We start from the raw sequence: 25,471 nt of genomic DNA on the forward strand, positions 1-25,471 counted from the left end.
GCCACCTTAAAGGGCCGCGTTTGGCCCCCGCAACCCTCAGGATTGTCTCGATGCCCCAGGCCCTGCGTTTTCTCGGCTGGCCCCTGCTGGTCGGCGTGCTCATCGCCCTGCTGCTGATCCAGCGCTACCCGCAATGGGTCGGCCTGCCGAGTACCGACGTGCAACTGGTGCAAGCTCCAATATCCAATCGCCTGCAGGCGGGGCCGGTGTCTTACGCCGACGCCGTGGACATCGCATCGCCCGCCGTGGCCAACCTGTACACCACCAAGCTGGTGAGCAAACCGGCGCACCCGCTGTTCGAAGACCCGACCTTCCGCCGCTTCTTCGGCGACAACCTGCCGCGCCAGCAGCGCATGGAGTCCAGCCTGGGCTCGGCCGTGTTGATGAGCAAGGAAGGTTACCTGCTGACCAACAACCATGTGGTCAGCGGCGCGGACGAGATCGTCGTCGCCCTCAAGGATGGCCGTGAAACCCATGCACGCCTGGTCGGCAGCGACCCGGAAACCGACCTGGCCGTGCTCAAGATCGACCTGGACAATCTGCCTGCCATGACCCTGGGGCGCTCGGACAGCCTGCGCATCGGCGATGTCGCCCTGGCCATCGGCAACCCCTTTGGCGTCGGCCAGACCGTGACCATGGGCATCATCAGCGCCACCGGCCGTAACCAGTTGGGCCTGAACACCTACGAAGACTTCATCCAGACCGATGCCGCGATCAACCCCGGCAACTCCGGCGGCGCACTGATCGATGCGCATGGCAATCTGGTCGGCATCAATACCGCGATCTTCTCCAAGTCCGGCGGCTCGCAGGGCATCGGCTTCGCCATCCCGGTGAAGCTGGCACTGGAGGTGATGCAGGCGATCATCGAGCACGGCCAGGTGATCCGTGGCTGGCTGGGCATCGAGGTACAGCCACTGACCCCGGAGTTGGCCGAATCCTTCGGTCTGGAAGGGCGCCCCGGTATCGTCGTCGCCGGCCTGTATCGCGACGGCCCGGCGCAGAAGGCAGGCCTGCAGCCTGGCGACCTGATCCTCAGCATCGATGGCGAAGCCGCCAGCGATGGTCGCCGCTCGATGAATCAGGTGGCCCGTACCAAGCCGGGCGACAAGATCCTCATCGAAGTGCTGCGTAACGGCAAAACCCTCAAGCTGACCGCCGAAATCGGCATCCGCCCTCCCGCCAACGGCAACTGACACCACGCGACCTGGCTTAGGCCAGTTCGCTTGCAGCCAATAACGAAACGTTATTACATATTTATCTAGACCGCACCCAACGCGGTCGCCCCCCACCCCAAAGGAGATCGTCGATGCGTCTGAGTACCTGCCTACTGCTCACCAGCCTGTTCGCATGTGGTAACGCCCTGGCCCACGGCCTGTGGACCGAAGAGCGGCGCGGCAATATCGAAGTGGTTTACGGTCATGGCGAAGAGGACAACGCCTTCGACGCCAAGAAGATCAGTGGCGCCTGGGCCTATGACAGCACCGGCAAGATGATCCCGGTGACCGTCGAGCGTTTGACCGACCATGCTCGCCTGCAACCCCTCAAGCCCCCGGCGATCATGGCCGTGGCCCTGGATAACGGCGCCTGGTCGAAGACCCCGGATGGCCAGTGGATCAACCAGGGGCGTAGCCAGGTGCCGAACTCCACGCAGTCGCTGCACACCTACAAGTACAGCCTGGCGATCTACAGCGAAGGCGCCAGGCTGCCGGACTTGAAGCAACTGAAAATGGTCATCCTGCCGGAAGTCGATCCGCTGGAGGTGGGCCCAGGCAAGCCGCTGCCGGTACGCGTGTTGGTAGACGGCAAGCCCATGGCGGGCGTCAAGCTGGTGGGTGATTACCGAGGGGCACCGGATGAGGTCAGCGCCACCACCGATGCAGATGGCCGCGCCGAGGTGGTGGTACGCAACCAGGGCCTCAACATCATCGCCGCCGAGGTCGATTTGCCGGTCAAGGGCGATGCCGATATCGAAACGCGCGGCCTGTTCGCCTCGCTGACCTTCGTCGGCCAGGGTCACCATCATCACTGATCGAACGCTGCAGGCGCGACTCGGTGCGCGCCTGCAGCGAGGCGTTACAGGCCCTGCAACGCGTCCAACAGGGCCTGGTTCTGCTCCGGCGTACCGATGGTGATACGCAGGAACTGGGCGATGCGCGGCTGCTTGAAGTGGCGCACGATCACGCCCTGCTCACGCAAACCAGCCGCCAGGGTTGCCGCATCCTTGTCCGGGTGACGAGCGAAAACGAAGTTGGCCGCCGACGGCAGCACCTCGAAGCCCAGCCCCTGCAGACCGGCAACCACTGCGTCGCGACTGTCGATCACCTGCTGGCAGGTCTGTTCGAAGTAGGCACGATCCTCGAAGGCAGCCGCCGCGCCGGCAATGGCGATGCGATCGAGCGGATAGGAGTTGAAGCTGTTCTTGATCCGCTCCAGCGCCTCGATCAGATCCGGATGCCCGACCGCGATGCCGACACGCAGCCCGGCCAGCGAACGCGACTTGGACAGGGTCTGGGTGACCAGCAGGTTGGGGTACCGATCGACCAGAGCGATGGCCGTCTGGCCGCCGAAATCGACATAAGCCTCATCCACCAATACCACGCTGTCCGGGCTGGCCTGCAGCAAACGCTCAATGGCGTCGAGCGGCAGCAGGCAACCCGTCGGCGCATTGGGATTGGGGAAGATGATGCCGCCATTGGGCCGGGCGTAGTCCTCGACACGAATCTGGAAGTGCTCGTCCAATGCCACCTGCTGGTACTCGATGCCATACAGGCCGCAGTAAACCGGATAGAAGCTGTAGCTGATATCCGGGAATAGCAGCGGTGCCTCATGCTGGAACAGGCCGTAGAAGGCATGCGCCAGCACCTCGTCGGAGCCGTTGCCGACGAACACCTGAGCAGGCTGAACGCCGTAATAATCGGCCACTGCCTGCTTCAGGCGGTCACCGTTGGGATCCGGGTACAGGCGCAGATTGTCGTTGACCTCGGCCTGCATCGCCGCAATGGCCTTGGGCGACGGGCCGTAGGGGTTCTCGTTGGTGTTGAGCTTGACCAGCTTGCTCAGCTTGGGTTGCTCGCCCGGCACATAGGGCACCAGGTCTTTGACGAAGGGGCTCCAGAATTTGCTCATCTGCCCTTCTCTCCTCGAATGCTTGGATTCTCTTGGGGTGGAAACCGCGAAGCGTTGTCCACCCTACCTAAGCCGCTAGTTTTTGATGCGGTACTCGGCGCTGCGCGCGTGCGCGGTCAGCGACTCGCCACGGGCCAGCACCGAAGCGCTCTTGCCCAGCTCCGACGCGCCATCCGGCGAGCAGAAGATGATCGACGAGCGCTTCTGGAAGTCGTACACGCCCAGCGGCGAGGAAAAACGCGCGGTACCGGAAGTGGGGAGCACATGGTTCGGCCCGGCCACGTAGTCGCCCAGCGCTTCGGCGGTGTAACGGCCCATGAAGATGGCGCCGGCGTGACGAATCTCGGGCAGCCAGGCTTCCGGATCGGCTACCGACAGCTCCAGGTGCTCCGGCGCGATGCGGTTGGCCACCTCGATGGCCTGCTCCATGTCGGCCACCTGGATCAGCGCCCCCCGGCCTTCCAGCGAGGTGCGGATGATCTCGGCACGCTCCATGGTCGGCAGCAGCTTGGCGATGCTTGCGGCCACGCGATCGAGGAAGGCGGCATCCGGGCTGACCAGGATCGACTGCGCGTCCTCGTCGTGCTCGGCCTGGGAGAACAGATCCATGGCGATCCAGTCGGGATCGGTCTGGCCGTCGCAGACCACGAGGATTTCCGACGGGCCGGCAATCATGTCGATACCGACCTTGCCGAACACATGGCGCTTGGCAGTGGCCACGTAGATGTTGCCGGGGCCGACGATCTTATCCACCGGCGGCACGCTCTCGGTGCCATAGGCCAGCGCGGCAACAGCCTGGGCGCCACCGATGGTGAACACGCGGTCAACGCCGGCGATGGCGGCAGCGGCGAGCACGATCTCGTTGATCTCGCCACGCGGCGTCGGCACCACCATCACCACCTCGGGCACGCCAGCCACCTTGGCCGGGATGGCGTTCATCAGCACCGAGGACGGATAGGAGGCCTTGCCGCCCGGCACGTACAGCCCGGCGCGATCCAGCGGGGTGACCTTCTGCCCCAACACCGTGCCATCGGCCTCGGTATAGCGCCAGGAATCCTGCTTCTGCTTCTCGTGGTAGCTGCGCACGCGCTCGGCGGCGACTTCCAGCGCCTCGCGCTGAGCCGGGCTGATACGGGTGAGGGCCAGTTCCAGGCGCTCGCGCGGCAGGATCAGGTCGGCCATGCTGGCGACCTCCAGGCCATCGAAACGCTGGGTGTACTCGACCAGAGCAGCGTCGCCGCGCTCGCGCACGGCCTGGATGATTTCCAGCACACGCTGGTTGACGCCATCGTCGGAGACGCTTTCCCAGGACAGCAGATGATCCAGATGACGCGCGAAGTCCGTGTCGGCGGCGTTGAGTCGGCGGATGGCAACGGGTGCGGTCATAGCGAAAGCCTCATTAAATGGCGGTTTCTCGGGCGCCCGTAATGTAGCAAGCCCACCGTGCGGGCACCCAAGAAAAATGGCTATGACACGGATAGGCTGCCGCGACCAGAAGTCGCGGTGAGGAATCAGCCTTGGTGTCGCGCCTCGATGGCGCCACGCAGGGTTTCGATCAGCGCCTGGATGCGCGCGTGCTGCATCTTCATCGAAGCCTTGTTGACGATCAGCCGCGAGCTGATAGTGGCGATCAGTTCTTGCGGTTCCAGGCCGTTGGCACGCAGGGTGTTGCCGGTGTCGACCACGTCGATGATCTTGTCAGCCAAGCCCACCAGCGGCGCCAGTTCCATCGAGCCGTACAGCTTGATGATATCGACCTGACGGCCCTGCTCGGCGTAGTAGCGCTTGGCGACGTTGACGAACTTGGTGGCCACGCGCAGGCGCCCTTTCGGCTCCGGCGCACCGACCTTGCCGGCGGTCATCAGCTTGCACTGGGCAATCTGCAGATCCAGCGGTTCGTAGATGCCCTGGCCGCCGTACTCCATCAGCACGTCCTTGCCCGCCACACCGAGGTCGGCCGCGCCATGCTCGACGTAGGTCGGCACGTCGGTAGCTCGCACGATCAACAGGCGCACGTCATCCTGGGTGGTGGGGATGATCAGCTTGCGGCTCTTGTCCGGGTTCTCGGTCGGCTCGATGCCTGCCGCTGCCAGCAACGGCAGGGTGTCATCGAGAATGCGGCCTTTGGACAGGGCGATGGTCAGCATGAAACGGTTTCCTTGAGCGGAAGCGACCGCTCCGACAGGGAGCGGCCCTACGACAACGAACGCAGGCAATCAGCCCGGAACGCGACGAATTTTAGCGCCGAGCAACTGCAGTTTTTCCTCGATGCACTCGTAACCACGGTCGATGTGGTAGATGCGATCGATCAGCGTGTCGCCGTCAGCCACCAGCGCAGCCAGCACCAGACTCGCCGAAGCGCGCAGGTCGGTGGCCATCACGGGCGCGCCCTTGAGTGCACCAACGCCGGTCACGACAGCGGTATTACCCTCGACCAGGATATTGGCGCCCATGCGGTGCATCTCGTAGACGTGCATGAAGCGGTTCTCGAACACCGTCTCGATGATGGTGCCAGTGCCTTCGGCCACCGCGTTCAACGCAATGAACTGCGCCTGCATGTCGGTGGGGAATGCGGGGTACGGCGCGGTACGCAGGTTGACGGCCTTGGGGCGCTTGCCCTTCATGTCCAGCTCGATCCAGTCGGCACCGGTGGTGATTTCCGCGCCCGCTTCCTGCAGCTTGGCCAGCACGGCCTCCAGGGTCGACGGATCGGCGTCCTTGACCTTGACGCGGCCACCGGTGACGGCAGCGGCGACCAGGTAGGTACCGGTTTCGATACGGTCGGGCATGACATTGAAGCGCGCACCATGCAGGCGCTCGACGCCGTCAATGATGATGGTGTCGGTGCCGGCGCCCTGGATCTTCGCGCCCATGGCGATCAGGCAGTTGGCCAGGTCGACGACCTCAGGCTCACGCGCGGCGTTTTCCAGCACGCTGCGGCCCTTGGCCAGGGTCGCAGCCATCATGATGTTCTCGGTGCCGGTCACGCTGACCACATCGAAGAAGAAGTGCGCGCCGCGCAGGCCGCCTTCCGGCGCCTTGGCCTTGATATAGCCGCCTTCCACGTCGATCTTCGCGCCCATGGCCTCGAGGCCACGGATGTGCAGGTCGACCGGACGCGAACCGATGGCGCAACCACCAGGCAGGGCCACTTCGGCCTCACCGAAGCGGGCAACCATCGGCCCGAGCACCAGGATCGAGGCGCGCATGGTCTTGACCAGCTCGTAGGGCGCGACCAGGGTCTTGATCGAACGCGCGTCGACTTCGACGGAGAGTTTCTCGTCGATCACCGGCTCGATGCCCATGCGACCGAACAGCTCGATCATGGTGGTGATGTCGTGCAGGTGCGGCAGGTTGCAGATGGTGACGGGCTCGTCACCCAGCAGGGTGGCGGCCAGGATCGGTAGCGCAGAGTTCTTGGCACCGGAAATGCGAATTTCGCCATCGAGGCGCACGCCACCGGTAATGATCAGTTTGTCCATAGGAGTCTCGTCGCCCGCAGGCTCAGGAACGCGCGGCCCAGTCGGCTCGGCTGAAGAATTTCATGGTCACGGCATGGATGCTGCCATCGGCGATCCAGGCATTGAGGTGGGCATAGATCTGTTGCTGACGCTTGACCGGGCTGAGAGCGGCCAGCTCGTCGCTGATCAGGTTGAGCTGGAAGTTGCAGCCTTCGCCTTCCACTTCCACCTGGGTATTCGGGAGTTTTTCCTCTAGGAGGCTTTTCACTTCTGCAGCCTGCATGCTCGACCTCGATTGACGCAGTTGGGCCCTGGGCCCGCGGGTCGGCCATCATACAAAAAAGCCCCTCGCCTGCGAACCCCGCACGACGCACCGCTGACGGAGGGCTCGATTCAGGACTGCAACGGCAGCAACTCGAGCAACGCGCTGACCTGGGCCATCTCACGCATGTCCTCGGGCAAGGCACGAATACTCAGCGGCCGCCCCACCTGTTGCGCATCGCGCATGAAGGCAAGCAGCAGGGAAAGGCCAACGCTGTTGGACTTGCTCACCGCGCTGCAATCGAGCACGAGCGGCGCACTACCGCCCTTGATCAGGCGCTGGCCCTGCTCACGCAAGAGCGGCCCGCTGACATGATCGATCACCCCACTGAGCGCGAGCTCACCAGGCGTACGCTCAACGATGGCGGCCTGACTCACGACTCGCTCCTGGCCTCGCGGGCCCGCGCCACGGTGTCGACCCAGGTGTCGATGACCTTGTCCAGATCGTTGCGATTGTTTTGCATCGACTGGGCGAACTGGTCACGGAACAGCTTGCCGACGTTGATACCGTTGATGATCACGTTACGCATCTTCCAGGTGCCATCCTGCGCCACCATGGTGTAGGACAGGGGGTAGACCACGCCCTTGCCGTCGCGAATTTCCATGTTCACCGAGGCACGCTCGGCGTCCTGCCCCGTACTGGCCGGCAGTACGCGAATATCCTGGTTGTTGTATTCGAGCAGCGCGTTGCCGTAGAACTGCATCAGACCGCGCTTGAAGTTCTCCTGAAAGCGAGTCATCTGCTCGGCGGAAGCCTGACGCGAATAGCGCACGGTCATGACACCGCGCGAAATGCCGTCGACATCGACCACCGGGCCGAGGATGTCATTCAGCGCCTGATAGAAGGCGGCAGGGTCGCTGCGGTACTGTTCCTTATTGGTCTTGAGGTCGGTCAGCAGCTTATCGGTGGTTTGCTGCACCACCTCGTGAGCGCTGGGCGCCGCAAATACCAGCAAAGGCATGACGGCAAGCACGGCCAGCAAGGAATTACGCAGGGTCTTGAGCATGTTTTGGGCCCTCATCACTTGGCTTCGTCTTTATTGACCGAATTGAGCAGGAATTTACCAATCAGGTCTTCCAGCACCAGCGCGGACTGGGTGTCGTGGATGGTGCTGCCGTCCTTGAGCACGGCTTCGTCGCCGCCGACGCTGATCCCGATGTATTTCTCACCGAGCAGCCCGGCCGTCAGGATCGAAGCCGTGGAGTCTTCCGGCAGGTTGTTGACATCGCTGTCCAGCTCCAGGGTCACACGCCCCATATAGCTGTCATGATCCAGATCGATGGCCGTTACCTTGCCAATGGTCACGCCAGCCATGGTCACCTTGGCGCGCACGGTCAGCCCGGCGATGTTGTCGAAGTAGGCGTAGATCTTGTAGGTATCAGTGGCCGCACCGACACTCAGGCCACTGACGCGCAGGGCCAGCAGCAGCAGGGCCAGCAGGCCGGCCAGGAGGAACAGGCCGACACCAATCTCCAGCGTGCGGTTTTGCATCAGAAATCTCCAAACATCAAAGCGGTCAGAATGAAGTCCAGCCCGAGCACGGCCAGCGAGGCGTACACCACGGTACGCGTGGTCGCGCGGCTGATGCCTTCGGACGTGGGCTCGCAGTCGTAACCCTGGAACACGGCGATCCAGGTCACCACGAATGCGAAGACGATGCTCTTGATCACGCCATTGAGCACATCGTCATGGAAGGAAACACTGTTCTGCATATTGGCCCAGAACGAACCCTCGTAGACACCCAACCAGTCCACGGCAACCATCGCCCCGCCCCAGATGCCGACCACGCAGAAGATGATGGCCAGCAGCGGCATGGAGATGAAACCCGCCCACAGGCGCGGCGCAACGATGTACTTGAGCGGGTCGACACCGATCATCTCCAGACTGGAGAGCTGTTCGGTGGATTTCATATTGCCGATCTCGGCAGTCAGCGCCGAGCCGGCGCGCCCGGCGAACAGCAATGCTGTCACCACCGGCCCCAATTCGCGCAACAGCGTGAGCGCGACCATTTGCCCGACCGCTTGTTCGGAGCCATAGCTGACCAGGATGTTGTAACCCTGCAGGGCCAGCACCATACCGATGAAGACGCCAGACACCACGATGATCGCCAGCGACAGCACGCCCACCGAGTAGAGTTGCTTGATCAGCAGTTGCAGCGGCTTGCCGGCACTGCTGCGACCGAACACGGCATGACCGAGAAAGAGCACCGAGCGCCCCAGCGTCGCCACCACGTCGATACCCGCACGACCGAACAGGCGCAGCCGTTCGAGCGGAGAAGTCTTGCGCATCAAAGTCTCCCCAACAGATCGTCGCGATAGTCAGCAGCTGGATAGTGGAAGGGTACAGGGCCATCTGGAATCCCCTTCATGAACTGACGGATTCGCGGATTATCGGAGTCCATCAGCTCGGCCGGCGTTCCCTGCCCCAGCACCTGAGCATCGCCAACGACATAGATATAGTCGGCAATGCTGGCGGTTTCGGCCAGGTCATGGGACACCACCACACTGGTAATACCCAATGCATCGTTGAGCAGACGAATGAGCCGCACCAGGACGCCCATGGCGATCGGATCCTGCCCTACGAATGGCTCGTCATACAGAAGGATTTGCGGATCCAGGGCAATGGCACGCGCCAGGGCCACGCGCCGCTTCATGCCGCCGGACAACTCGTCAGGCATCAACTCGACTGCACCGCGCAGACCAACGGCCTGCAGCTTGAGCAAGACGATGTCCCGAATCATCTCTTCCGGCAGCTGAGTGTGCACCCGCAGCGGAAAGGCGACGTTCTCGAAGACGTCGAGGTCGGTGAACAGCGCACCACTCTGGAACAGCACGCCCATCTGCTTGCGCATGTCGAAAAGCTCTTCACGCGACAGCCTGGGCAGACTGACACCGGCGACCCGCACATCACCAGCGGCCGGACGCAACTCCGCGGCAATCAACCGCAGTAGCGTGGTCTTGCCGCAACCGGAGGGCCCCATGATACCGGTGACCTTGCCGCGCGGAATGCGGATGTCGACATTGTCGAAAATGGCCCGCGCCCCACGCCGGAAACTGACGCCTTGCAGCTCGATCGCGTAATCGTGTTCGGCGCTCATCTAGACTCCTTGAAAATCAAGCCTTCCTGGCAGACGCCACCTCCCATGCACGGAGACACAGCTGCTGGATGGCCGAAATGGCGGCGGACTATAGCATCTGCCGCGATACTGGCCCAGCACGCCCGTTTTTCACGTTCAGATTCACGACAGCTTTGCGGACTACTCTGCATTTCGTAGAGGGTGAGTAGGACACGCTTTATCGGTATAATCCTCGTCTTTTTCGTCAGAAGCCGCTTACGCCCAATGAACAAGCCCCACGACCTGATCGAAACCGCACGCCGCACCATCCGCCTGGAACTCGACGCGGTACAGGAACTGCTGCCACGCATCGACGCCGATTTCGTCAAGGCCTGCGAAATGATCCTGGGCGCCAAGGGACGCGTGGTTGTAGTGGGCATGGGCAAGTCGGGCCATATCGGCAACAAGATCGCCGCGACCCTGGCCAGTACCGGCACCGCGGCCTTTTTCGTGCACCCGGCCGAGGCCAGCCATGGCGATATGGGCATGATCACCCGTGACGACATCGTCCTGGCCCTGTCCAATTCCGGCACCACTGCCGAGATCGTCACCCTGCTGCCCCTGATCAAGCGCCTGGGCATCCGCATGATCAGCATGACCGGCAACCCGGAATCGCCGCTGGCCAAGGCCGCCGAGGTCAATCTGGATGCTCGCGTATCGCAGGAAGCCTGCCCGCTGAACCTGGCCCCCACTTCCTCTACTACGGCCAGCCTGGTGCTTGGTGACGCCCTGGCCATCGCCCTGCTCGAAGCGCGCGGCTTCACCGCCGAAGACTTCGCCTTCTCTCACCCAGGTGGCGCACTGGGTCGGCGCCTGCTGCTCAAGGTAGAGAACGTCATGCATGCGGGCGATACGCTGCCATTGGTGCAACGCGGCACCAGCCTGCGCGACGCCCTGCTGGAAATGACCCAGAAAGGTCTGGGCATGACCGCCGTCCTGGAAAATGACGGGAGCCTGGCCGGCATCTTCACCGATGGCGACCTGCGCCGCGCCCTGGACAAGGGCATCGACGTGCGTCTTGCCAGTATCGACGAGGTCATGACCGCCCACGGCAAGACGGTGCATGCGGAAATGCTCGCGGCAGAGGCCCTGAAAATCATGGAAGACAACAAGATCAGCGCACTGGTGGTTGTCGATGAGAAGAATCGCCCAGTGGGCGCCTTCAACCTCGGCGATCTGCTGCGCGCAGGAGTGATGTGATGAATAACCTGCTACAACGTGCACGCGCCGTGAAACTGGCCGTATTTGACGTCGATGGCGTCCTGACCGATGGCCGCCTGTATTTCCTGGAAGATGGCAGCGAGTTCAAGACCTTCAACACACTCGACGGCCATGGCATCAAGATGCTGATGAACTCGGGCGTACGCACCGCCATCATCAGCGGCCGCAAGACGCCGGTGGTCGAACGCCGCGCCAACAATCTCGGTATCCAGCATCTGTTTCAGGGCCGCGAAGACAAACTCGTCGTCCTCGACGGCCTGCTCGCCGAACTCGGCCTAAGCTATGAACAGGTCGCCTACCTTGGCGACGACCTGCCGGATCTGCCGGTGATCCGCCGCGTTGGCCTCGGCATGGCCGTGGCCAGCGCCGACGGCTTCGTTCGCCAGCATGCGCACGGCGTAACCCAAGCCCGCGGCGGCGAGGGCGCTGCCCGCGAATTCTGCGAACTGATCATGCGTGCCCAGGGCACGCTGGACGCGGCACAAGCCGCTTACCTGTAGGGCACAGCATGCCGCGCAAAGCACTCAACCTCCTGATTTTCGCCCTGATCGCCGTACTGGTCGGCGCGCTGGGCTACTGGAACATCGCACCGGAAAGCGCCGGCACGACGCAGCAAGCCGCCAGCGATGACGTCATCGACTTCTATGCAGTCGGCGCTCATACCGTGCAATTCCAGGACGACGGCAAACTGCATTACCGCATGACGGCCGACAAACTCGAACACCTCAAGAGCACTGATGTTACCCAAGTCGAGAACCCTCAACTGGATCTCTATCGCGGCACCGACCTGCCCTGGAAAGTGACCAGCAAGCGCGCCGAGGTATCGCCCGGCGGAGCGGAAGTCGAGTTGATCGACGATGTACGCATCGCCCGTACCGACGCCAAGAATCGTCCAACCATCATCACCAGCAGCCGCATGACCGTGATTCCTGACAAGGAATATGCGCAGACCGAGCAAGCCGTTAGAATCGTTGCGGCCAACGGGGTGACCACGGCACAAGGAATGAAAGCGTACTTGAATGACAGCAGGATGATCCTGCAGTCCAACGTAAGAGGCCAGCATGAGGTTCGTTAATACCCTCCCCCTGATTATCAGCCTCGGCGCCGCATTGGGAAGCGCGGCCGCCTGGGCCTTGCCCTCCGATCGCGACCAGCCGATCCGCATCCAGGCCGACACGGCAGAGCTGGATGACAAGCAGGGCGTAGCGGTCTACCGCGGCGACGTGATCATCACTCAGGGCACCCTGAAGATCACCGGCGACACCGTGACCATCACGCAAACCGCCAGCGGCGACATCGACGTATTCACCTCGGTGGGCAACCTCGCCTACTACGAGCAGAAGCCGGCCGTGGACAAGGAGATCGTCAAAGCCTACGGCAAGACCATTCAGTACTTCGCCAGCAACGAGCGCATCGTTCTGATCGACCAGGCCAAGGTGATCCAGGAAGGCAACACCTTCGAAGGCGAGAAAATCGTCTATGACACCCGCCGCCAGATCGTCAATGCGGGCCGTGCCACCGGTAACAACGTGAGCATGCCGCGTCCGCGCATCGACATGGTCATCCAGCCGAAGAACAAACCTGCGGATCAGCAACAGTAATGGCCATTCTCAAAGCCCAGCATCTGGCCAAGAGCTACAAGGGTCGCCAGGTCGTACGCGACGTCAGCCTGAACATCGAAAGCGGCCAGATCGTGGGCCTGCTCGGCCCCAACGGCGCCGGCAAGACCACCTGCTTCTACATGATCGTCGGCCTGGTGCAGGCCGATCAGGGGCGTGTGCTGATCGATGATCTGGACGTCAGCCACCAGCCCATGCATGGCCGCGCCCGCGCGGGTATCGGCTACCTGCCCCAAGAAGCTTCGATCTTCCGCAAGCTGTCGGTGGCCGACAACATCATGGCCATTCTGGAAACGCGCAAGGATCTGGATCGCAGCGGCCGCCAGGCGGAACTGGAGAACCTGCTGCAGGAATTCCATATCCACCATATCGCCGACAGCCTGGGCATGAGCCTGTCTGGCGGTGAACGCCGCCGCGTGGAAATCGCTCGCGCCCTGGCCACCAACCCGAAGTTCATCCTGCTCGACGAACCCTTCGCCGGTGTCGACCCGATCTCGGTAGGCGATATCAAGCAGATCATCCATCACCTCAAGGCCAAGGGCATCGGCATTCTGATCACCGATCACAACGTGCGCGAAACCCTGGATATCTGCGAGACTGCCTACATCGTCAACGACGGGCAACTGATCGCAGAAGGCGATGCTCAGACCATCCTCGCCAACCAGACCGTGAAAGAGGTATACCTGGGCCACGAGTTCCGCCTGTAAATCACCTGCATTTACATGACAGGAATAGGACAGCCCCTAGGCAAATGAGCGTTTTTCAGGCATATAATTTGCTTCCTGGCGGCGCTTCGGCGCCCTGATGTGGAAGGCGTAACTCGCCAGTAAATTAAGGTCTGCAATGAAACCTTCGCTAGTCCTCAAGATGGGCCAGCAGCTGACGATGACACCGCAGCTGCAACAGGCTATCCGCCTCCTCCAACTGTCTACTCTGGATCTTCAGCAGGAGATCCAGGAGGCGCTGGAATCCAACCCCATGCTCGAGCGCCAGGAAGATGGCGACGACTTCGACAACAGCGACCCGATGGCCGATGGCGCCGAAAGCGCTGCCCCCGCGCCGAGCAAGGAAGAGAGCTACCAGGAAGCCACTCCGACGGTTGATAACCTGGAGGAAGGCGAGTGGGGCGAACGCATTCCCAACGAGCTGCCGGTCGACACTGCCTGGGAAGACATCTACCAGACCAGCGCCAGCAGCCTGCCCAGCAACGATGATGACGAGTGGGACTTCACCACCCGCACCTCCACTGGTGAAAGCCTGCACAGCCACCTGCTGTGGCAACTCAACCTCGCACCGATGTCGGACAAGGATCGGCTGATCGCCGCCACCCTGATCGACTGCATCAACAACGATGGCTACCTGGAGGAAACCCTCGAGGAAGTGGCCGAGTCCTTCGACACCGAACTGGACATCGAACTCGATGAAGTCGAGGTCGTACTGCATCGCATCCAGCAATTCGAGCCAGCCGGCATCGGCGCCCGTGATCTGCGTGAATGCCTGCTCCTGCAACTCCGTCAGTTGCCTGCCAGCACCCCCTGGCTGACGGAAACCCAGCGTCTGGTCAGCGAGCACCTGGAACTGCTCGGCAGCCGTGACTATGCCCAGTTGATGCGCCGCACCAAGCTCAAGGAAGACGAGCTCAAGCAGGTCATCGACCTGATCCAGCGCCTCAACCCGCGCCCGGGTTCGCAGATCGAATCGAGCGAACCGGAATATGTGGTGCCGGACGTCATCGTGCGCAAGCACAACGACCGCTGGCTGGTGGAGCTGAACCAGGAAGCCATGCCACGACTGCGCGTCAATGCGCAGTACGCCGGCTTCGTCAAACGCGCCGACTCCAGCGCCGACAACACCTTCATGCGCAACCAGTTGCAGGAAGCGCGCTGGTTCATCAAGAGCCTGCAGAGCCGCAACGAGACCCTGATGAAGGTGGCCACGCAGATCGTCGAACATCAACGCGGCTTCCTCGACTACGGTGACGAGGCCATGAAGCCCCTGGTGCTGCATGACATCGCCGAAGCGGTGGGCATGCACGAGTCGACCATCTCGCGCGTCACCACGCAGAAATTCATGCATACCCCGCGTGGCATTTACGAGCTGAAATATTTCTTCTCCAGCCACGTCAGCACCTCCGAAGGCGGCGAATGCTCGTCCACCGCGATCCGCGCCATCATCAAAAAACTGGTCGCCGCAGAAAACGCGAAAAAGCCGTTGAGTGACAGCAAGATCGCTGGTTTACTGGAGGCACAAGGCATCCAGGTCGCCCGTCGGACAGTTGCCAAATACCGCGAGTCTCTCGGTATCGCACCGTCCAGTGAACGCAAGCGCCTGATGTGAGCAAGCCAGACTGATCGCACACGCGAACAGGCCAAGGTGTTCCGGTGGTAGGTCGACTCATGACCTGCCTCTTACACAAGGCAACAAGGAGAAAGCGGTATGCAAGTCAACATCAGTGGACATCAGCTGGATGTGACCGACGCCCTGCGTGACTACATCGGCGAGAAACTCGGCCGACTGGAACGCCACTTCGACAAGATCACCAACGTTCAGGTGATCATGGAAGTCGAGAAGCTCAAGCAAAAGATCGAAGCCACCCTTCACGTTGCCGGCGGTGAGGTCGTCGCCAACGCTGAGCATACGGATATGTACGCCGCCATCGACCTGCTGGCCGACAAACTCGACCGTCAACTCATCAAGCACAAGGAAAAGCAGCTCGACCGCCTGCAAGGCGCTACAGCCCGCTGACATTTCCCCTCCATGATCCGACTTGAAAACATCCTGACCCCCGGCCGTTCCCTGGTGAACGTGCCGGGCGGCAGTAAGAAGCGCGTGCTCGAACAGATCGCCAGCCTGGTTGCTCGTGATCTCGCCGACCTGGATAACCAGGACATCTACGAAAGCCTCATTGCCCGCGAGAAGCTCGGCTCTACCGGTTTCGGCAACGGCATCGCCATTCCCCATTGCCGCCTGGCCGGCTGCAGCGCCCCGATCAGCGCCCTGTTGCGACTCGACACGGCCGTCGACTTCGACGCCATCGACGGTGCACCGGTCGATCTGCTGTTCGTGCTGCTGGTGCCAGAGGCTGCTACCGACGCACACCTGGAACTCCTGCGCCAGATCGCCAGCATGCTCGACCGCCAGGACGTCCGCGAACGCCTGCGTCAGGCGCCGACCAGCGAGGCGCTCTATCAGGTCGTCGTGGACATCCAGAACGGTCAATAATCATGCGCCTGATCATCGTCAGCGGTCGCTCCGGCTCCGGCAAGAGCACCGCCCTCGATGTACTCGAAGACAACGGTTTCTACTGCATCGACAATCTGCCGGCCAGCCTGTTGCCAGAGCTGGCCGAGCGTTTTCTGCCGCACAGTGACCTGCTGCTGCCACAGGTGGCGGTGTCCATCGATGCACGCAACCTGCTGAGCCAGCTGCGCCGCTTCCCCGAGTTGCTCAGCGAGGTCAACAAGCGCGGCATCCGCTGCGAGGTGCTCTACCTCGACGCCGAAGACGACACCCTGCTCAAGCGCTTCTCTGAAACCCGCAGGCGTCATCCGCTGACCAACGAACATCGCTCGCTGGCCGAGGCCATCGCCTACGAGACGCAGTTGCTGGCGCCGATCATCGATCTCGCCGACCTGCGCATCGATACTACTCGCCTGAACCTCTATCAGTTGCGCGACGCGCTGAAGCTGCGCCTGCTAGGGCAGGCACAGACGGGGACGGCCTTTCTCGTCGAGTCCTTTGGCTTCAAACGTGGCATGCCCGTGGACGCCGATCTGGTGTTCGACGCGCGCTGCCTGCCCAACCCCTACTGGAAACCTGAACTGCGCGATTTTTCCGGGCTCGATCAGCCGGTCATCGACTACCTCGCGGCACAACCGGAAGTCGAGGAGATGTATCAGGATATCCTCGCCTATCTGGACAAATGGCTGCCACGCTTCGCTGCCAGCAACCGCGCCTACGTGACCATCGCCATTGGCTGTACCGGCGGCCATCACCGCTCGGTCTATCTGGCCAGCCGCCTCAACGAAGCGCTGAAACGGTCACTGAAGAACGTCCAGGTTCGCCACCGCGACCTCAGCTAAGGAATCCCTGCCGCGATGCCAACCCGCGAAATCACCATCATCAACAAACTTGGCCTGCATGCCCGTGCCGCCGCCAAGTTCGTCGGTGTCGCCAGCCGTTATCCCTGTCAGGTGCGCATTGGCCGCAGCAGCGACAGCCTGGTCGATGGCAAGAGCATCATGGCCGTGATGATGCTGGCAGCCGGCAAGGGCACCAGTGTGCACCTGCATACCGAAGGCGAACAGGATCAGGAGGCCATGGATGCCGTGGTCGCGCTGATCGAAAACTACTTCGACGAAGGCGAATGAGTGTCTGACAAACAACAAGGCCACCTGCGGGTGGCCTTGTCGTTTCTGCCGCTTTAGCTACCGGCGACAGTCATCTTCTCGATCAGCACCGAGCCGGTGCAGATATTGCCGCGGCGCTCCAGATCACGGCCAACGGCAACGATCTGGCGGAACATATCACGCAGGTTGCCGGCGATGGTGACCTCCTGCACGGGGAACTGGATCTCGCCGTTCTCCACCCAGAAGCCCGCCGCGCCACGGGAATAATCGCCCGTCACCAGGTTCAACCCATGCCCCATCAGCTCGGTGACCAGCAGGCCACGCCCCATGCGACGGATCAGCGCCTGCTGGTCTTCGTCGCCATGGGTGACGAACAGGTTGTGCACACCGCCGGAGTTGGCGGTGCTGGGCAAGCCCAGCTTGCGGCCGGAGTAGGTGCCGAGTACGTAGGACACCAGCTCGCCCTTCTCCACGAACGGTTTGGCATAGGTCGCCAGGCCGTCACCATCGAAGGTCGCACTGCCCAGCGCGCGCGGCAGGTGCGGGCGCTCGTCGAGGCTCAGCCACTCAGGGAAAAGACGCTGGCCAAGTGCGCCTTCGAGGAAGGAGGAGTGGCGATACAGGTTGCCACCCGAGATCGCCGCCAGCAGATGGCTGAACAGCCCACCAGCCAGCTCGGCGGCGAACAGCACCGGCACTTCGCAGGTCGGCACCGGGCGTGCACCAAGGCGACTGACCGCACGCTCGGCAGCGCGCTGACCGATCCCCGCAGCATCGGCCAGCAGCTCGCCCTGGCGGTTGACGTCGTACCAGTAGTCGCGCTGCATCTGCCCCTCGCCTTCGGCGATCATCACGCAGCTCAGGCTGTGGCGAGTGCTGGCATAACCACCAATGAAGCCATGGCTGTTGCCGTAGACGCGGCAGCCCTGGTGAGTGTTGAGGCTGGTGCCGTCGGCATTCTTGATCCGCGCATCGGCGGCGAAGGCTGCGGCCTCGCAGCTCAGCGCCTGCTCGACCGCCTGCTCGGGCGTGATCGACCAGGGATGGTAGAGATCCAGCTCCGGCAGCTCACGTGCCATCAAGGCCGCGTCGGCCAAGCCTGCGCATTCGTCTTCGCTGGCATGTTTGGCGATGGCCAGGGCCGCCGCCACCGTCTCGCGAATCGCCGCCTCGCCCGTAGCCGAGGTGCTCGCCGAACCCTTGCGCTGACCAACGTAGAGCGTGATGCCAAAACCCTGGTCGCGGTTGAACTCGACGGTTTCCACCTCGCCCTGACGCACCGTCGTGGAGAGCCCCTGCCCTGCGGAAACGGCCACCTCGCAGGCACTGGCGCCCTGACGTGAGGCCTCGGCAAGAATGGCTTCGACCTGCTGCTGCAGCGCCCGCAGGGCCTGTGGCCCGATCAGTTCTACTTCACTCATAACCACTCCAATTCTTCAAAGACGCTTCAGGCTGCACGCCCCAAGCGTTCTTCGCCTGCAGCGAGAAGCTCGAAGCCTGCCGCTGCTGTTATCATGGTGGCGTTTCCCTCTGGACCCACCCCATGTCTGATTCCTATGACGACTTCTCTCTGGAGAAGAGCAAATCCCAGGTCAAACGTGAACTGCATGCCCTGCAGGATCTCGGCGAACGCCTGACCACCCTCAAAGCGGATCTGCTGGCCAAGCTGCCGCTGACCGACGCCCTGCGCCGTGCCCTGGCCGAAGCGCCGAAGCACACGGCCAATGCCGCACGCAAACGCCACATCCAGTTCATCGGCAAGCTGATGCGTGAACAGGATGTCGAGGCGATCCTCGCCCTGATCGACCAGGTGGACAGCTCCACCCGCGAGTACAACGAGCGCTTCCACGCCCTCGAGCGCTGGCGCGACCGCCTGATCAGCGAAGGCGACAGCGCCCTGGAAAGCTTCGTCGAACTCTACCCCGAGGCCGACGTCCAGCATCTGCGCGGACTGATCCGTCATGCCCAGCATGAGGCCGCACACAACAAGCCGCCGGCCGCCGCGCGCAAGGTGTTCAAGTACATCCGCGAGCTGGACGAAATCCAGCGCGGCCTGCGCTAGGCATCGCCACGCCGGCGCGGCTCACGCGCCGGTACCGCCCACGGTGATCGCGTCGATCTTCAGCGTCGGCTGGCCCACGCCTACCGGCACCGACTGGCCGTCCTTGCCGCAGGTGCCGACACCGCTGTCCAGCGCCAGATCGTTACCGACCATCGACACCCGGCTCATGGCCTCAGGCCCATTGCCGATCAGTGTGGCGCCCTTGACCGGCGCGGTGATCTTGCCGTCCTCGATCAGATAGGCCTCGCTGGTGGAAAACACGAACTTGCCGCTGGTGATGTCCACCTGTCCGCCGCCGAGATTGGCGCAGTAGATGCCCTTCTTCACCGAACGGATGATTTCCTCCGGGTCACTCTCGCCAGCCAGCATGTAGGTGTTCGTCATGCGCGGCATCGGCAGGTGCGCGTAGGATTCGCGACGGCCATTACCGGTGGCCGCCACGCCCATCAGGCGCGCATTGAGCTTGTCCTGCATGTAGCCCTTGAGCACGCCGTTCTCGATCAGCGTGGTGCATTGGGTCAGGGTGCCTTCGTCATCGACGCTGAGCGAACCCCGGCGCCCGGCCAGGGTGCCGTCGTCGACGATGGTGCACAGGCTGGAAGCGACTTTCTCGCCCACCTTACCGCTGTAGGCCGAACTGCCCTTGCGGTTGAAATCGCCCTCCAGACCATGGCCGACCGCCTCATGCAGCAGCACGCCGGACCAGCCGGCGCCCATCACCACCGGCAACGTGCCGGCCGGTGCAGGAATGGCTTCGAGGTTGACCAGTGCCTGGCGCAGCGCCTCGCGGGCATAGCCCATGGCGCGATCCTCTTCGAGGAAATAGCGGTAGTCGGTACGCCCACCGCCGCCATGGCCTCCACGCTCGCGACGACCGTTCTGCTCGACGATGACGCTGACGTTGAAACGCACCAGCGGGCGGATGTCGGCACTCAGGCTGCCATCGTGCGCGGCGACCAGAATGCGATCCCAGACGCCGGCCAGGCTGACGGTCACCTGCTTGATACGCGGATCCAGCGCGCGGGTGGCGCGGTCGATACACTGCAGCAACTCGACCTTCTCGGCGCGGCTCATGACATCCAGCGGATTATCTTCGGCATAGAGTTGCGTCACCTGCGGGCTGACGAACGCCTGTACTCGGCCCTGCTGGCCAGCGCGGGAAATCGAACGAGCAGCACGCGCCGCCTGGCTCAGCGCATCCAAGCTGATGGCGTTGCTGTAGGCGAAGCCGGTCTTCTCACCGGACTGGGCGCGTACACCGACGCCCTGGTCGAGATTGAAGCTGCCTTCCTTGACGATGCCATCCTCCAGCACCCAGGTTTCCGAGACCTGGCTCTGGAAGTACAGGTCGGCGGCATCGATGCCCGGCCCGGCGACTTCGCCGAGCACAGTGCTCAGGCTGTCGAGGGTCAGGTTGCCGGGGGCGAGCAGGTGCTCGCTGACGGATTGCAACATCGTATTCATGGTCACTCCACAACGATCGGACGCGGTACATCCGATGAAAACAATCGGCGGTGCTGCTGCACCGGCATGCGTTGGCGCATGGCCGCCTGCTCGGCGGCGTCGCGCGAGGCCAGCAAGGCTGCCTCGCCTTGTTCCTGCTCGGCCAGCACCACGCCCCAGGGGTCGATGATGGCCGAATGACCGAAGGTCTGCCTGGGCCCCGGATGTTCGCCGCCCTGCCCGGCTGCCAGCACATAACACTGGGTTTCGATGGCGCGGGCACGAATCAGCACCTGCCAGTGCGCCGCGCCGGTGACGGCGGTGAAGGCCGATGGCGCGCTGATCAGTTCGGCACCGGCCTCGCGCAGCGCCGAGTACAGCTCGGGGAAGCGCAGGTCGTAGCACACCGTCAGGCCCAGACGTCCAACCGGCGTGTCGGCCACGACGATGCGCTGGCCGTGAGCAAAATCGTCGGACTCGCGATAGCGACCGCGGTTATCGCTGACATCCACGTCGAACAGGTGCAGCTTGTCGTAACGCGCCGCCCGCTCGCCATCCTCGTCGATCAGCAGGGAGCAGGCCCGTGGCTTGCCCTCGGCATCGTCATCGGGCGGCAGCGGCAGTGTACCGGCCACTATCCATAAGCTGAGGTCGCGCGCGGCCTGTTTCAACCAGGGCAGGATAGGCCCTTCGCCGAGCGCCTCGGCACGGCCGATAGCGGCCAGGTCACGACGGCCCATGGCCGCGAAGTTTTCCGGCAGCACGACCAGGCGGGCACCGCCCTGGGCGGCGCGCTCCAACATGCGTCGAGCCAGTCGGAGATTGGTCAGTACATCGTCCTGACTGACCATCTGAATTACAGCGAGGTTCATGGGTACGCTCTTGTACGCGGCAGGTTCGCCTGGCGACAGAGTACGCCAATGCGCGCCCTCATTGCGGCTTTTCGAAGGGTTTGTCGAAGCTGATCTCGGGCTCCTGCAGCGGCCCCTTGACGTCGTACTGGACGCTGGCGAAACGCGCCACCTTGTCGCCCAGCAGCTTGTCGACGACGAACAGCGCACCACCGATCGCCGGCGCACCGACGATCAGTGCGGCGAGCGGCAGGTTGTTGGTCACCGGCAGTGTCACCAGCAGCTTGGCATCGATCTGCTCGTTCCCCATGTCGAGATTGCCGTTGAGCTCCAGGTTGCTCGACGGTCCGGCGAGGGTGATCGGCTCACGGGTGACGAACAGACCATTGGTCGCCTGCAGATTACCCTTGACCCGGTCGTAGCTCAGCCCCTTGCCCAGCAGGTCGGAGAAATCCAGACGCAGGCGACGGCCGATGGAGTTGAAATTGAGCAGGCCGAACACCCGCAAGGCCTGAGCTGAACCCTGCACCTCGACGAACTGTCCCTTGCGCAGCGACGGATCGAGATTGCCGGAATAACGCTTGAGCGAGAACCAGGCAGGCGAGCCCGGCCAGTTGCCATCGGCATCCACGCGGAAGCTCTCACTGGTGACGCTGGGGGCAAAATCCCAAGCCTGCAGGATCTTGCTGAGATCCCCCCCTTGCAGACGCCCCTTGTACCAGCTGCGGCTGTTGCCAGGCTCACCACGCCAGCCGGCGCTGCCGCCGATCTTCAGGCCCTGCAGATCCAGATCCAGCTCATCGAAGCGAACGCCCTGTGCTTCGGGGCGCACTTTAAGCGACCACGCACCGAGCACCTTATCCCCGCGCCGCACCTGATCGATATGCACGTCCAGCGCCGGAATCTTGCGCGGGTCGACGTCAGCCAGAGGGTCGGGCACAGAGATGCTCTTGTCCGCATCAGGATCGGGGGCCGGCAGCCTGACATAGCGCAGATCGATGCCGATCGGTGCGTTATCAGCATCCGGCAACAGCACCTGGCCAGCCGCCAATGCACTGTCCAGTTGCAAAGCCCAGGCCTGGCCCTGACGCGTCAGACCGACGCTCAGGTTCTCGACCTCCTGGCCGAAACCACGGAAACGTCCGATGTCCAGTTGCGCACTCTTGAACAGCCGCTGGCTGTCGGCATCTACGGAAACCTTGTGTTTGCTGCCCACCTGCTGCCAGGCGCTGAGATCCAGCTCGGCCAGCCGCCCACGCACGCGCAGGCCTGGTTCCGTTGGCAGGCGCGCCGCCTCACCACCAAGCACCAGTTCGCCGCGCCCTTGCGCCAGGGCACCCGGTGGTGAGGCCAGGCTCAGGCTGGCCAACTCGGCGTATTGCGCCCAATAACGGCGCTCGCGCCCGGACAGGGTCATGCGCCAGTCGGCATGCAGCTCTTCGCCTGCGGCCTTGCCGAACGGTGCCGGCAACTCGACCGCGACGCCGCGCAGCGTGGAGTCGACACGCAGCAGGCTGTCATCACCATCCAGGGTCAGGCGCAGCCGGTAGGGTAACAGCCCAGTGACCGGCAGACTCGGCGGCGCCTTCAGCCATTTCTGCAGCGCCGTTATCTCGACCTGACCACGCAGATCGAACAGCGTGCGCCCCTGACCGCGCGAGCCTTGTGCGCTGATGCTGCCGTTGACCGGACGGCCGAACACCTGGGCACTGACCTTCGGCGCACTGAGGCCGCTGGCAGAGTTGAAACGAAACGCCCCTTCGATCTGGCTCAGTTGCAGCTCCGGATTGGCCAGCTTGAGGCTCGCCCCTTCGGTGGCGAAATCCACCACCACGCCAGGTGGTTGGCCTTTCTGCAGGGGAATGTCGAGATCCAGGCGGCCGGCCAGCGGCCCCTCGCCCTGCCAGCCTTCAAACACCGTCTGCGCGCCCAACGGCGCTTCCTGAAGGATCTTCAGGGCATCGCCCAGGCTGCTTTGCACGTCGCCTACGAGCTTGAGGTGCGGCGGCTTGCCGTCATGCAGCAGGGCAATGTCGGCCTCGACGCCACTCACCGTACTGTCGAGCAGACGCCCCTGCTGCAGGCGTACACGCACGGCATCCGGTTCGATCAGCACGTCACCACGCCCCTCGCGCAAGGCCGGCCAGCCTGGCTGGAAGGCCAGTTCGGCGTCGCTGACACGGAAGAACAGGCTCATGTTGTGCGCTTCGCGCGGGTCACCCTTGCGAATCGAGCCCTGGTACTGGAAATAACCCTCCTCCACCTTGCCGCCCTTGATGGCCGTCTGCAGCCATTCGCTGAGCGCTTCGCTCATCGCTGGCGAGCGCGTCGGCAGGTATTTGCGGGTGTAGGCCGCATCCCCGTCACGCAGGCCCACGCGCAGATCCATGTAGTCTTCGGCCTCGGGATCACTCAGCAGGCGGATCAGCATGTCACCGGCCAGTTGCCCTTCCTCGCCATCCAGGCGCATGTAGGGGCTGGCCAAGGTCAGCCCCTGTTCATTCAACTGCCAGGCCAGCCGGGCCTGGGCATGTCGGTAGCGCCAGGGCTCGGGGAATAAATGATCCAGGTGCAGGGCGAAGTCCTCAGTGTTAAGGCGCAACTCACCCTGCTGCAGATCGCCGCTGATGCTACCGCTGACGTTCTCGGCCGCCGGAGCGCCGTGATAGGCCGAAAAGCCTACCTGCTCGAGGTTCGCGGCGAACTGCAGACGCTCAGGCCCGCTCAGTGCAGGGCGGAAATCCAGATGCAGGTTGCTCACACCGCCCTTCGGCGCCAGAGCAGCCACAGCCTCGCGCGCCGCCTCGGGCATGGGTGCAAGCGCTTGCACCAGAGGCGTCCACGCGGCCAGGTCGATACGATCCGCCGCCAGCTTCCACTGTCGCTGCTCGCTGTCACCGCTGCCGTCGAGCGCCAGGTGCACTTCACCGAGGCGCTGTTCGCCGTGGCTCAGGGCCAGCGAATCGATCTGCGCATGCAGGCCGTCATCCTTTGCAGCGAAGAAGGCATTGAAAGCCACATCATCGAGCGTCACCGGCTCAAGCTCGGCATAGTTCAGCCGCAGCTGTGGCGCATGCACACGCAGCGCCGCACGCTGTAGCTGCGTACCCCGCGCCGCCAGCCACAGCTCACCACCTGCGCTCAGCCGTTGCAGCTTCCACTGCGCGGTCAACTGCGGTGGCAGCCAGGCAGCCCAGTCGCTCTGCGGCAGGCTGAGATAGAGTTCGGATTGCGCCTCGCGCCAGTTTTGCGGCTGCAGGCGGGTGCGAAGATTGAGCGCCACCGGCTGGCCATCGGGCAGCAGGAAGCGGCCATCCAGGCGCTGACTGGAAGCACCGTAGCGCAGGCTCAGGTTGACGTAGCTGAGCAGCAGCGGCTCGCGCCCATGGGGTTGCAGCACCACACGACTGTCGAGCAGGCTGACGCGCTGCAGCACGCGCAGTTGCTGCAGCACCTGCGCCACATCTGGCGGCGCCGTCTGACGTTGCGGCAGGCCTTGCAGATGCCAGGCGCCCTGCTCGTCTTCCTGCAGGTTGAGCTGCAGCCCCTGCAACTGCAGATGGGCAATACGCGGCGCGCGTGCCAGCAGACTGGCGAGCACGTCGGGCACGAGCTGAATCTGCTCCAGGCTCACCCCTTCACCTTCCGGGCCCAGCTGCACATCTCGCGCCACCAACAGCGGCGAGAAACCCTGCCAAAGCCCTTCCAGGCGACCGATACGCACCGGCAGTCCGAGCTGCGCGCTGGCGCGGTCTTCCAGTTCCAGGCGGTACTCGGCCACCAACGGCAGCAACTCGCGCCCCAGGCTGACATACAGGGCGGCGAGCACCAGCAGTGCCGCACATAGACCCAGGCCCCAGCGCAGCAGCGCCGCGAACAGCATGGCGAGGCGGTTCACCTCG

At 63.3% G+C, this 25,471-nt stretch carries 27 protein-coding genes; 13 read left to right on the forward strand and 14 right to left on the reverse strand.

What is annotated here, in order from left to right; translation table 11 throughout:
• The first annotated feature begins 50 nt into the window (after window positions 1–50).
• On the forward strand, window positions 51–1,193 hold the full coding sequence (gene algW, locus VC352_RS15855) for a Do family serine endopeptidase AlgW (RefSeq protein ID WP_322980489.1): 1,143 nt from the start codon (window positions 51–53) through the stop codon (window positions 1,191–1,193).
• A gap of 113 nt (window positions 1,194–1,306) precedes the next feature.
• Window positions 1,307–2,029 (forward strand): DUF4198 domain-containing protein, encoded by a 723-nt coding sequence (locus VC352_RS15860; RefSeq protein ID WP_322980490.1) that lies wholly within the window; start codon window positions 1,307–1,309, stop codon window positions 2,027–2,029.
• Window positions 2,030–2,073: 44 nt separating this feature from the next.
• Here VC352_RS15860 and hisC read toward each other — a convergent pair whose 3' ends face one another.
• From hisC to VC352_RS15910, 10 genes are all read right to left on the reverse strand, one after another.
• Window positions 2,074–3,126, reverse strand: a complete 1,053-nt coding sequence (gene hisC, locus VC352_RS15865) for a histidinol-phosphate transaminase (RefSeq protein ID WP_322980491.1) — start codon at window positions 3,124–3,126, stop codon at window positions 2,074–2,076.
• 75 nt (window positions 3,127–3,201) lie between these two features.
• Complete coding sequence (gene hisD / locus VC352_RS15870; protein WP_322980492.1) at window positions 3,202–4,512, reverse strand: histidinol dehydrogenase; 1,311 nt, start codon at window positions 4,510–4,512, stop codon at window positions 3,202–3,204.
• Window positions 4,513–4,637: 125 nt separating this feature from the next.
• The gene (gene hisG, locus VC352_RS15875) at window positions 4,638–5,273 is read right to left on the reverse strand and encodes an ATP phosphoribosyltransferase (RefSeq protein WP_322980493.1); all 636 of its coding nucleotides are present in this window, start codon (window positions 5,271–5,273) and stop codon (window positions 4,638–4,640) included.
• A gap of 69 nt (window positions 5,274–5,342) precedes the next feature.
• Window positions 5,343–6,608, reverse strand: a complete 1,266-nt coding sequence (gene murA, locus VC352_RS15880; protein ID WP_322980494.1) for a UDP-N-acetylglucosamine 1-carboxyvinyltransferase — start codon at window positions 6,606–6,608, stop codon at window positions 5,343–5,345.
• A gap of 22 nt (window positions 6,609–6,630) precedes the next feature.
• Entirely contained in the window at window positions 6,631–6,870 is a 240-nt protein-coding gene (locus VC352_RS15885) for a BolA family protein (RefSeq protein WP_220802712.1), read from the reverse strand.
• Window positions 6,871–6,980: 110 nt separating this feature from the next.
• A complete protein-coding gene (locus tag VC352_RS15890; RefSeq protein WP_322980495.1) occupies window positions 6,981–7,286 on the reverse strand; it encodes an STAS domain-containing protein in 306 nt (101 codons plus the stop codon).
• Window positions 7,283–7,915 carry an ABC transporter substrate-binding protein gene (locus tag VC352_RS15895; protein ID WP_322980496.1) on the reverse strand — a complete coding sequence of 211 codons (633 nt, stop codon included), beginning with the start codon at window positions 7,913–7,915 and terminating at the stop codon, window positions 7,283–7,285. The genes VC352_RS15890 and VC352_RS15895 overlap by 4 nt, the downstream gene beginning before the upstream one ends.
• Window positions 7,916–7,929: 14 nt before the next feature.
• The gene (gene mlaD / locus VC352_RS15900; protein ID WP_322980497.1) at window positions 7,930–8,400 is read right to left on the reverse strand and encodes an outer membrane lipid asymmetry maintenance protein MlaD; all 471 of its coding nucleotides are present in this window, start codon (window positions 8,398–8,400) and stop codon (window positions 7,930–7,932) included.
• Window positions 8,400–9,197, reverse strand: a complete 798-nt coding sequence (gene mlaE, locus VC352_RS15905) for a lipid asymmetry maintenance ABC transporter permease subunit MlaE (protein WP_322980498.1) — start codon at window positions 9,195–9,197, stop codon at window positions 8,400–8,402. The genes mlaD and mlaE overlap by 1 nt, the downstream gene beginning before the upstream one ends.
• Complete coding sequence (locus tag VC352_RS15910) at window positions 9,197–10,006, reverse strand: ABC transporter ATP-binding protein (protein WP_322980499.1); 810 nt, start codon at window positions 10,004–10,006, stop codon at window positions 9,197–9,199. The genes mlaE and VC352_RS15910 overlap by 1 nt, the downstream gene beginning before the upstream one ends.
• A 243-nt stretch (window positions 10,007–10,249) precedes the next feature.
• Between VC352_RS15910 and VC352_RS15915 the strand changes: the two genes are divergently transcribed.
• The 10 genes from VC352_RS15915 (at window position 10,250) to VC352_RS15960 (ending at window position 17,234) form a co-directional block, all read left to right on the forward strand.
• Window positions 10,250–11,224, forward strand: coding sequence for a KpsF/GutQ family sugar-phosphate isomerase (locus VC352_RS15915; RefSeq protein ID WP_322980500.1), 975 nt, complete (start codon window positions 10,250–10,252; stop codon window positions 11,222–11,224).
• Complete coding sequence (locus VC352_RS15920) at window positions 11,224–11,745, forward strand: HAD family hydrolase (protein WP_322980501.1); 522 nt, start codon at window positions 11,224–11,226, stop codon at window positions 11,743–11,745. The genes VC352_RS15915 and VC352_RS15920 overlap by 1 nt, the downstream gene beginning before the upstream one ends.
• A gap of 8 nt (window positions 11,746–11,753) precedes the next feature.
• Complete coding sequence (gene lptC, locus VC352_RS15925; protein ID WP_322980502.1) at window positions 11,754–12,320, forward strand: LPS export ABC transporter periplasmic protein LptC; 567 nt, start codon at window positions 11,754–11,756, stop codon at window positions 12,318–12,320.
• Complete coding sequence (gene lptA, locus VC352_RS15930) at window positions 12,307–12,846, forward strand: lipopolysaccharide transport periplasmic protein LptA (RefSeq protein ID WP_322980503.1); 540 nt, start codon at window positions 12,307–12,309, stop codon at window positions 12,844–12,846. Before lptC ends, lptA begins: the two co-directional genes overlap by 14 nt.
• Window positions 12,846–13,571 (forward strand): LPS export ABC transporter ATP-binding protein, encoded by a 726-nt coding sequence (lptB, locus tag VC352_RS15935; protein ID WP_322980504.1) that lies wholly within the window; start codon window positions 12,846–12,848, stop codon window positions 13,569–13,571. Before lptA ends, lptB begins: the two co-directional genes overlap by 1 nt.
• Window positions 13,572–13,707: 136 nt before the next feature.
• Window positions 13,708–15,201 carry an RNA polymerase factor sigma-54 gene (locus VC352_RS15940; protein ID WP_322980505.1) on the forward strand — a complete coding sequence of 498 codons (1,494 nt, stop codon included), beginning with the start codon at window positions 13,708–13,710 and terminating at the stop codon, window positions 15,199–15,201.
• Window positions 15,202–15,300: 99 nt separating this feature from the next.
• On the forward strand, window positions 15,301–15,609 hold the full coding sequence (gene hpf, locus VC352_RS15945; protein WP_159971508.1) for a ribosome hibernation-promoting factor, HPF/YfiA family: 309 nt from the start codon (window positions 15,301–15,303) through the stop codon (window positions 15,607–15,609).
• Between the two features lie 12 nt (window positions 15,610–15,621).
• Window positions 15,622–16,086, forward strand: a complete 465-nt coding sequence (ptsN, locus tag VC352_RS15950) for a PTS IIA-like nitrogen regulatory protein PtsN (protein WP_322980506.1) — start codon at window positions 15,622–15,624, stop codon at window positions 16,084–16,086.
• A gap of 2 nt (window positions 16,087–16,088) precedes the next feature.
• Window positions 16,089–16,946 carry an RNase adapter RapZ gene (gene rapZ, locus VC352_RS15955; protein WP_322980507.1) on the forward strand — a complete coding sequence of 286 codons (858 nt, stop codon included), beginning with the start codon at window positions 16,089–16,091 and terminating at the stop codon, window positions 16,944–16,946.
• A 15-nt stretch (window positions 16,947–16,961) separates the two neighbouring features.
• A complete protein-coding gene (locus tag VC352_RS15960) occupies window positions 16,962–17,234 on the forward strand; it encodes an HPr family phosphocarrier protein (protein ID WP_322980508.1) in 273 nt (90 codons plus the stop codon).
• A 53-nt stretch (window positions 17,235–17,287) separates the two neighbouring features.
• Here the strand turns inward: VC352_RS15960 and pmbA are convergent, their stop codons facing one another.
• Entirely contained in the window at window positions 17,288–18,634 is a 1,347-nt protein-coding gene (gene pmbA, locus VC352_RS15965; protein ID WP_322980509.1) for a metalloprotease PmbA, read from the reverse strand.
• 122 nt (window positions 18,635–18,756) lie between these two features.
• Between pmbA and yjgA the strand changes: the two genes are divergently transcribed.
• A complete protein-coding gene (gene yjgA / locus VC352_RS15970; protein WP_322980510.1) occupies window positions 18,757–19,275 on the forward strand; it encodes a ribosome biogenesis factor YjgA in 519 nt (172 codons plus the stop codon).
• Window positions 19,276–19,296: 21 nt separating this feature from the next.
• Here yjgA and tldD read toward each other — a convergent pair whose 3' ends face one another.
• From tldD to VC352_RS15985, 3 genes are read right to left on the reverse strand one after another with little or no spacing between them, the layout of a single operon-like run.
• On the reverse strand, window positions 19,297–20,739 hold the full coding sequence (tldD, locus tag VC352_RS15975; protein WP_322980511.1) for a metalloprotease TldD: 1,443 nt from the start codon (window positions 20,737–20,739) through the stop codon (window positions 19,297–19,299).
• A 2-nt stretch (window positions 20,740–20,741) separates the two neighbouring features.
• Window positions 20,742–21,590: a carbon-nitrogen hydrolase family protein gene (locus tag VC352_RS15980; protein ID WP_322980512.1), complete on the reverse strand. Its 849-nt coding sequence runs from the start codon at window positions 21,588–21,590 to the stop codon at window positions 20,742–20,744.
• A 58-nt stretch (window positions 21,591–21,648) separates the two neighbouring features.
• Entirely contained in the window at window positions 21,649–25,467 is a 3,819-nt protein-coding gene (locus tag VC352_RS15985; RefSeq protein ID WP_416340189.1) for a YhdP family protein, read from the reverse strand.
• Window positions 25,468–25,471 lie beyond the last annotated feature (4 nt).

It is taken from the genome of Pseudomonas sp. C11 (assembly GCF_034683865.1).
Lineage (GTDB): Bacteria > Pseudomonadota > Gammaproteobacteria > Pseudomonadales > Pseudomonadaceae > Aquipseudomonas.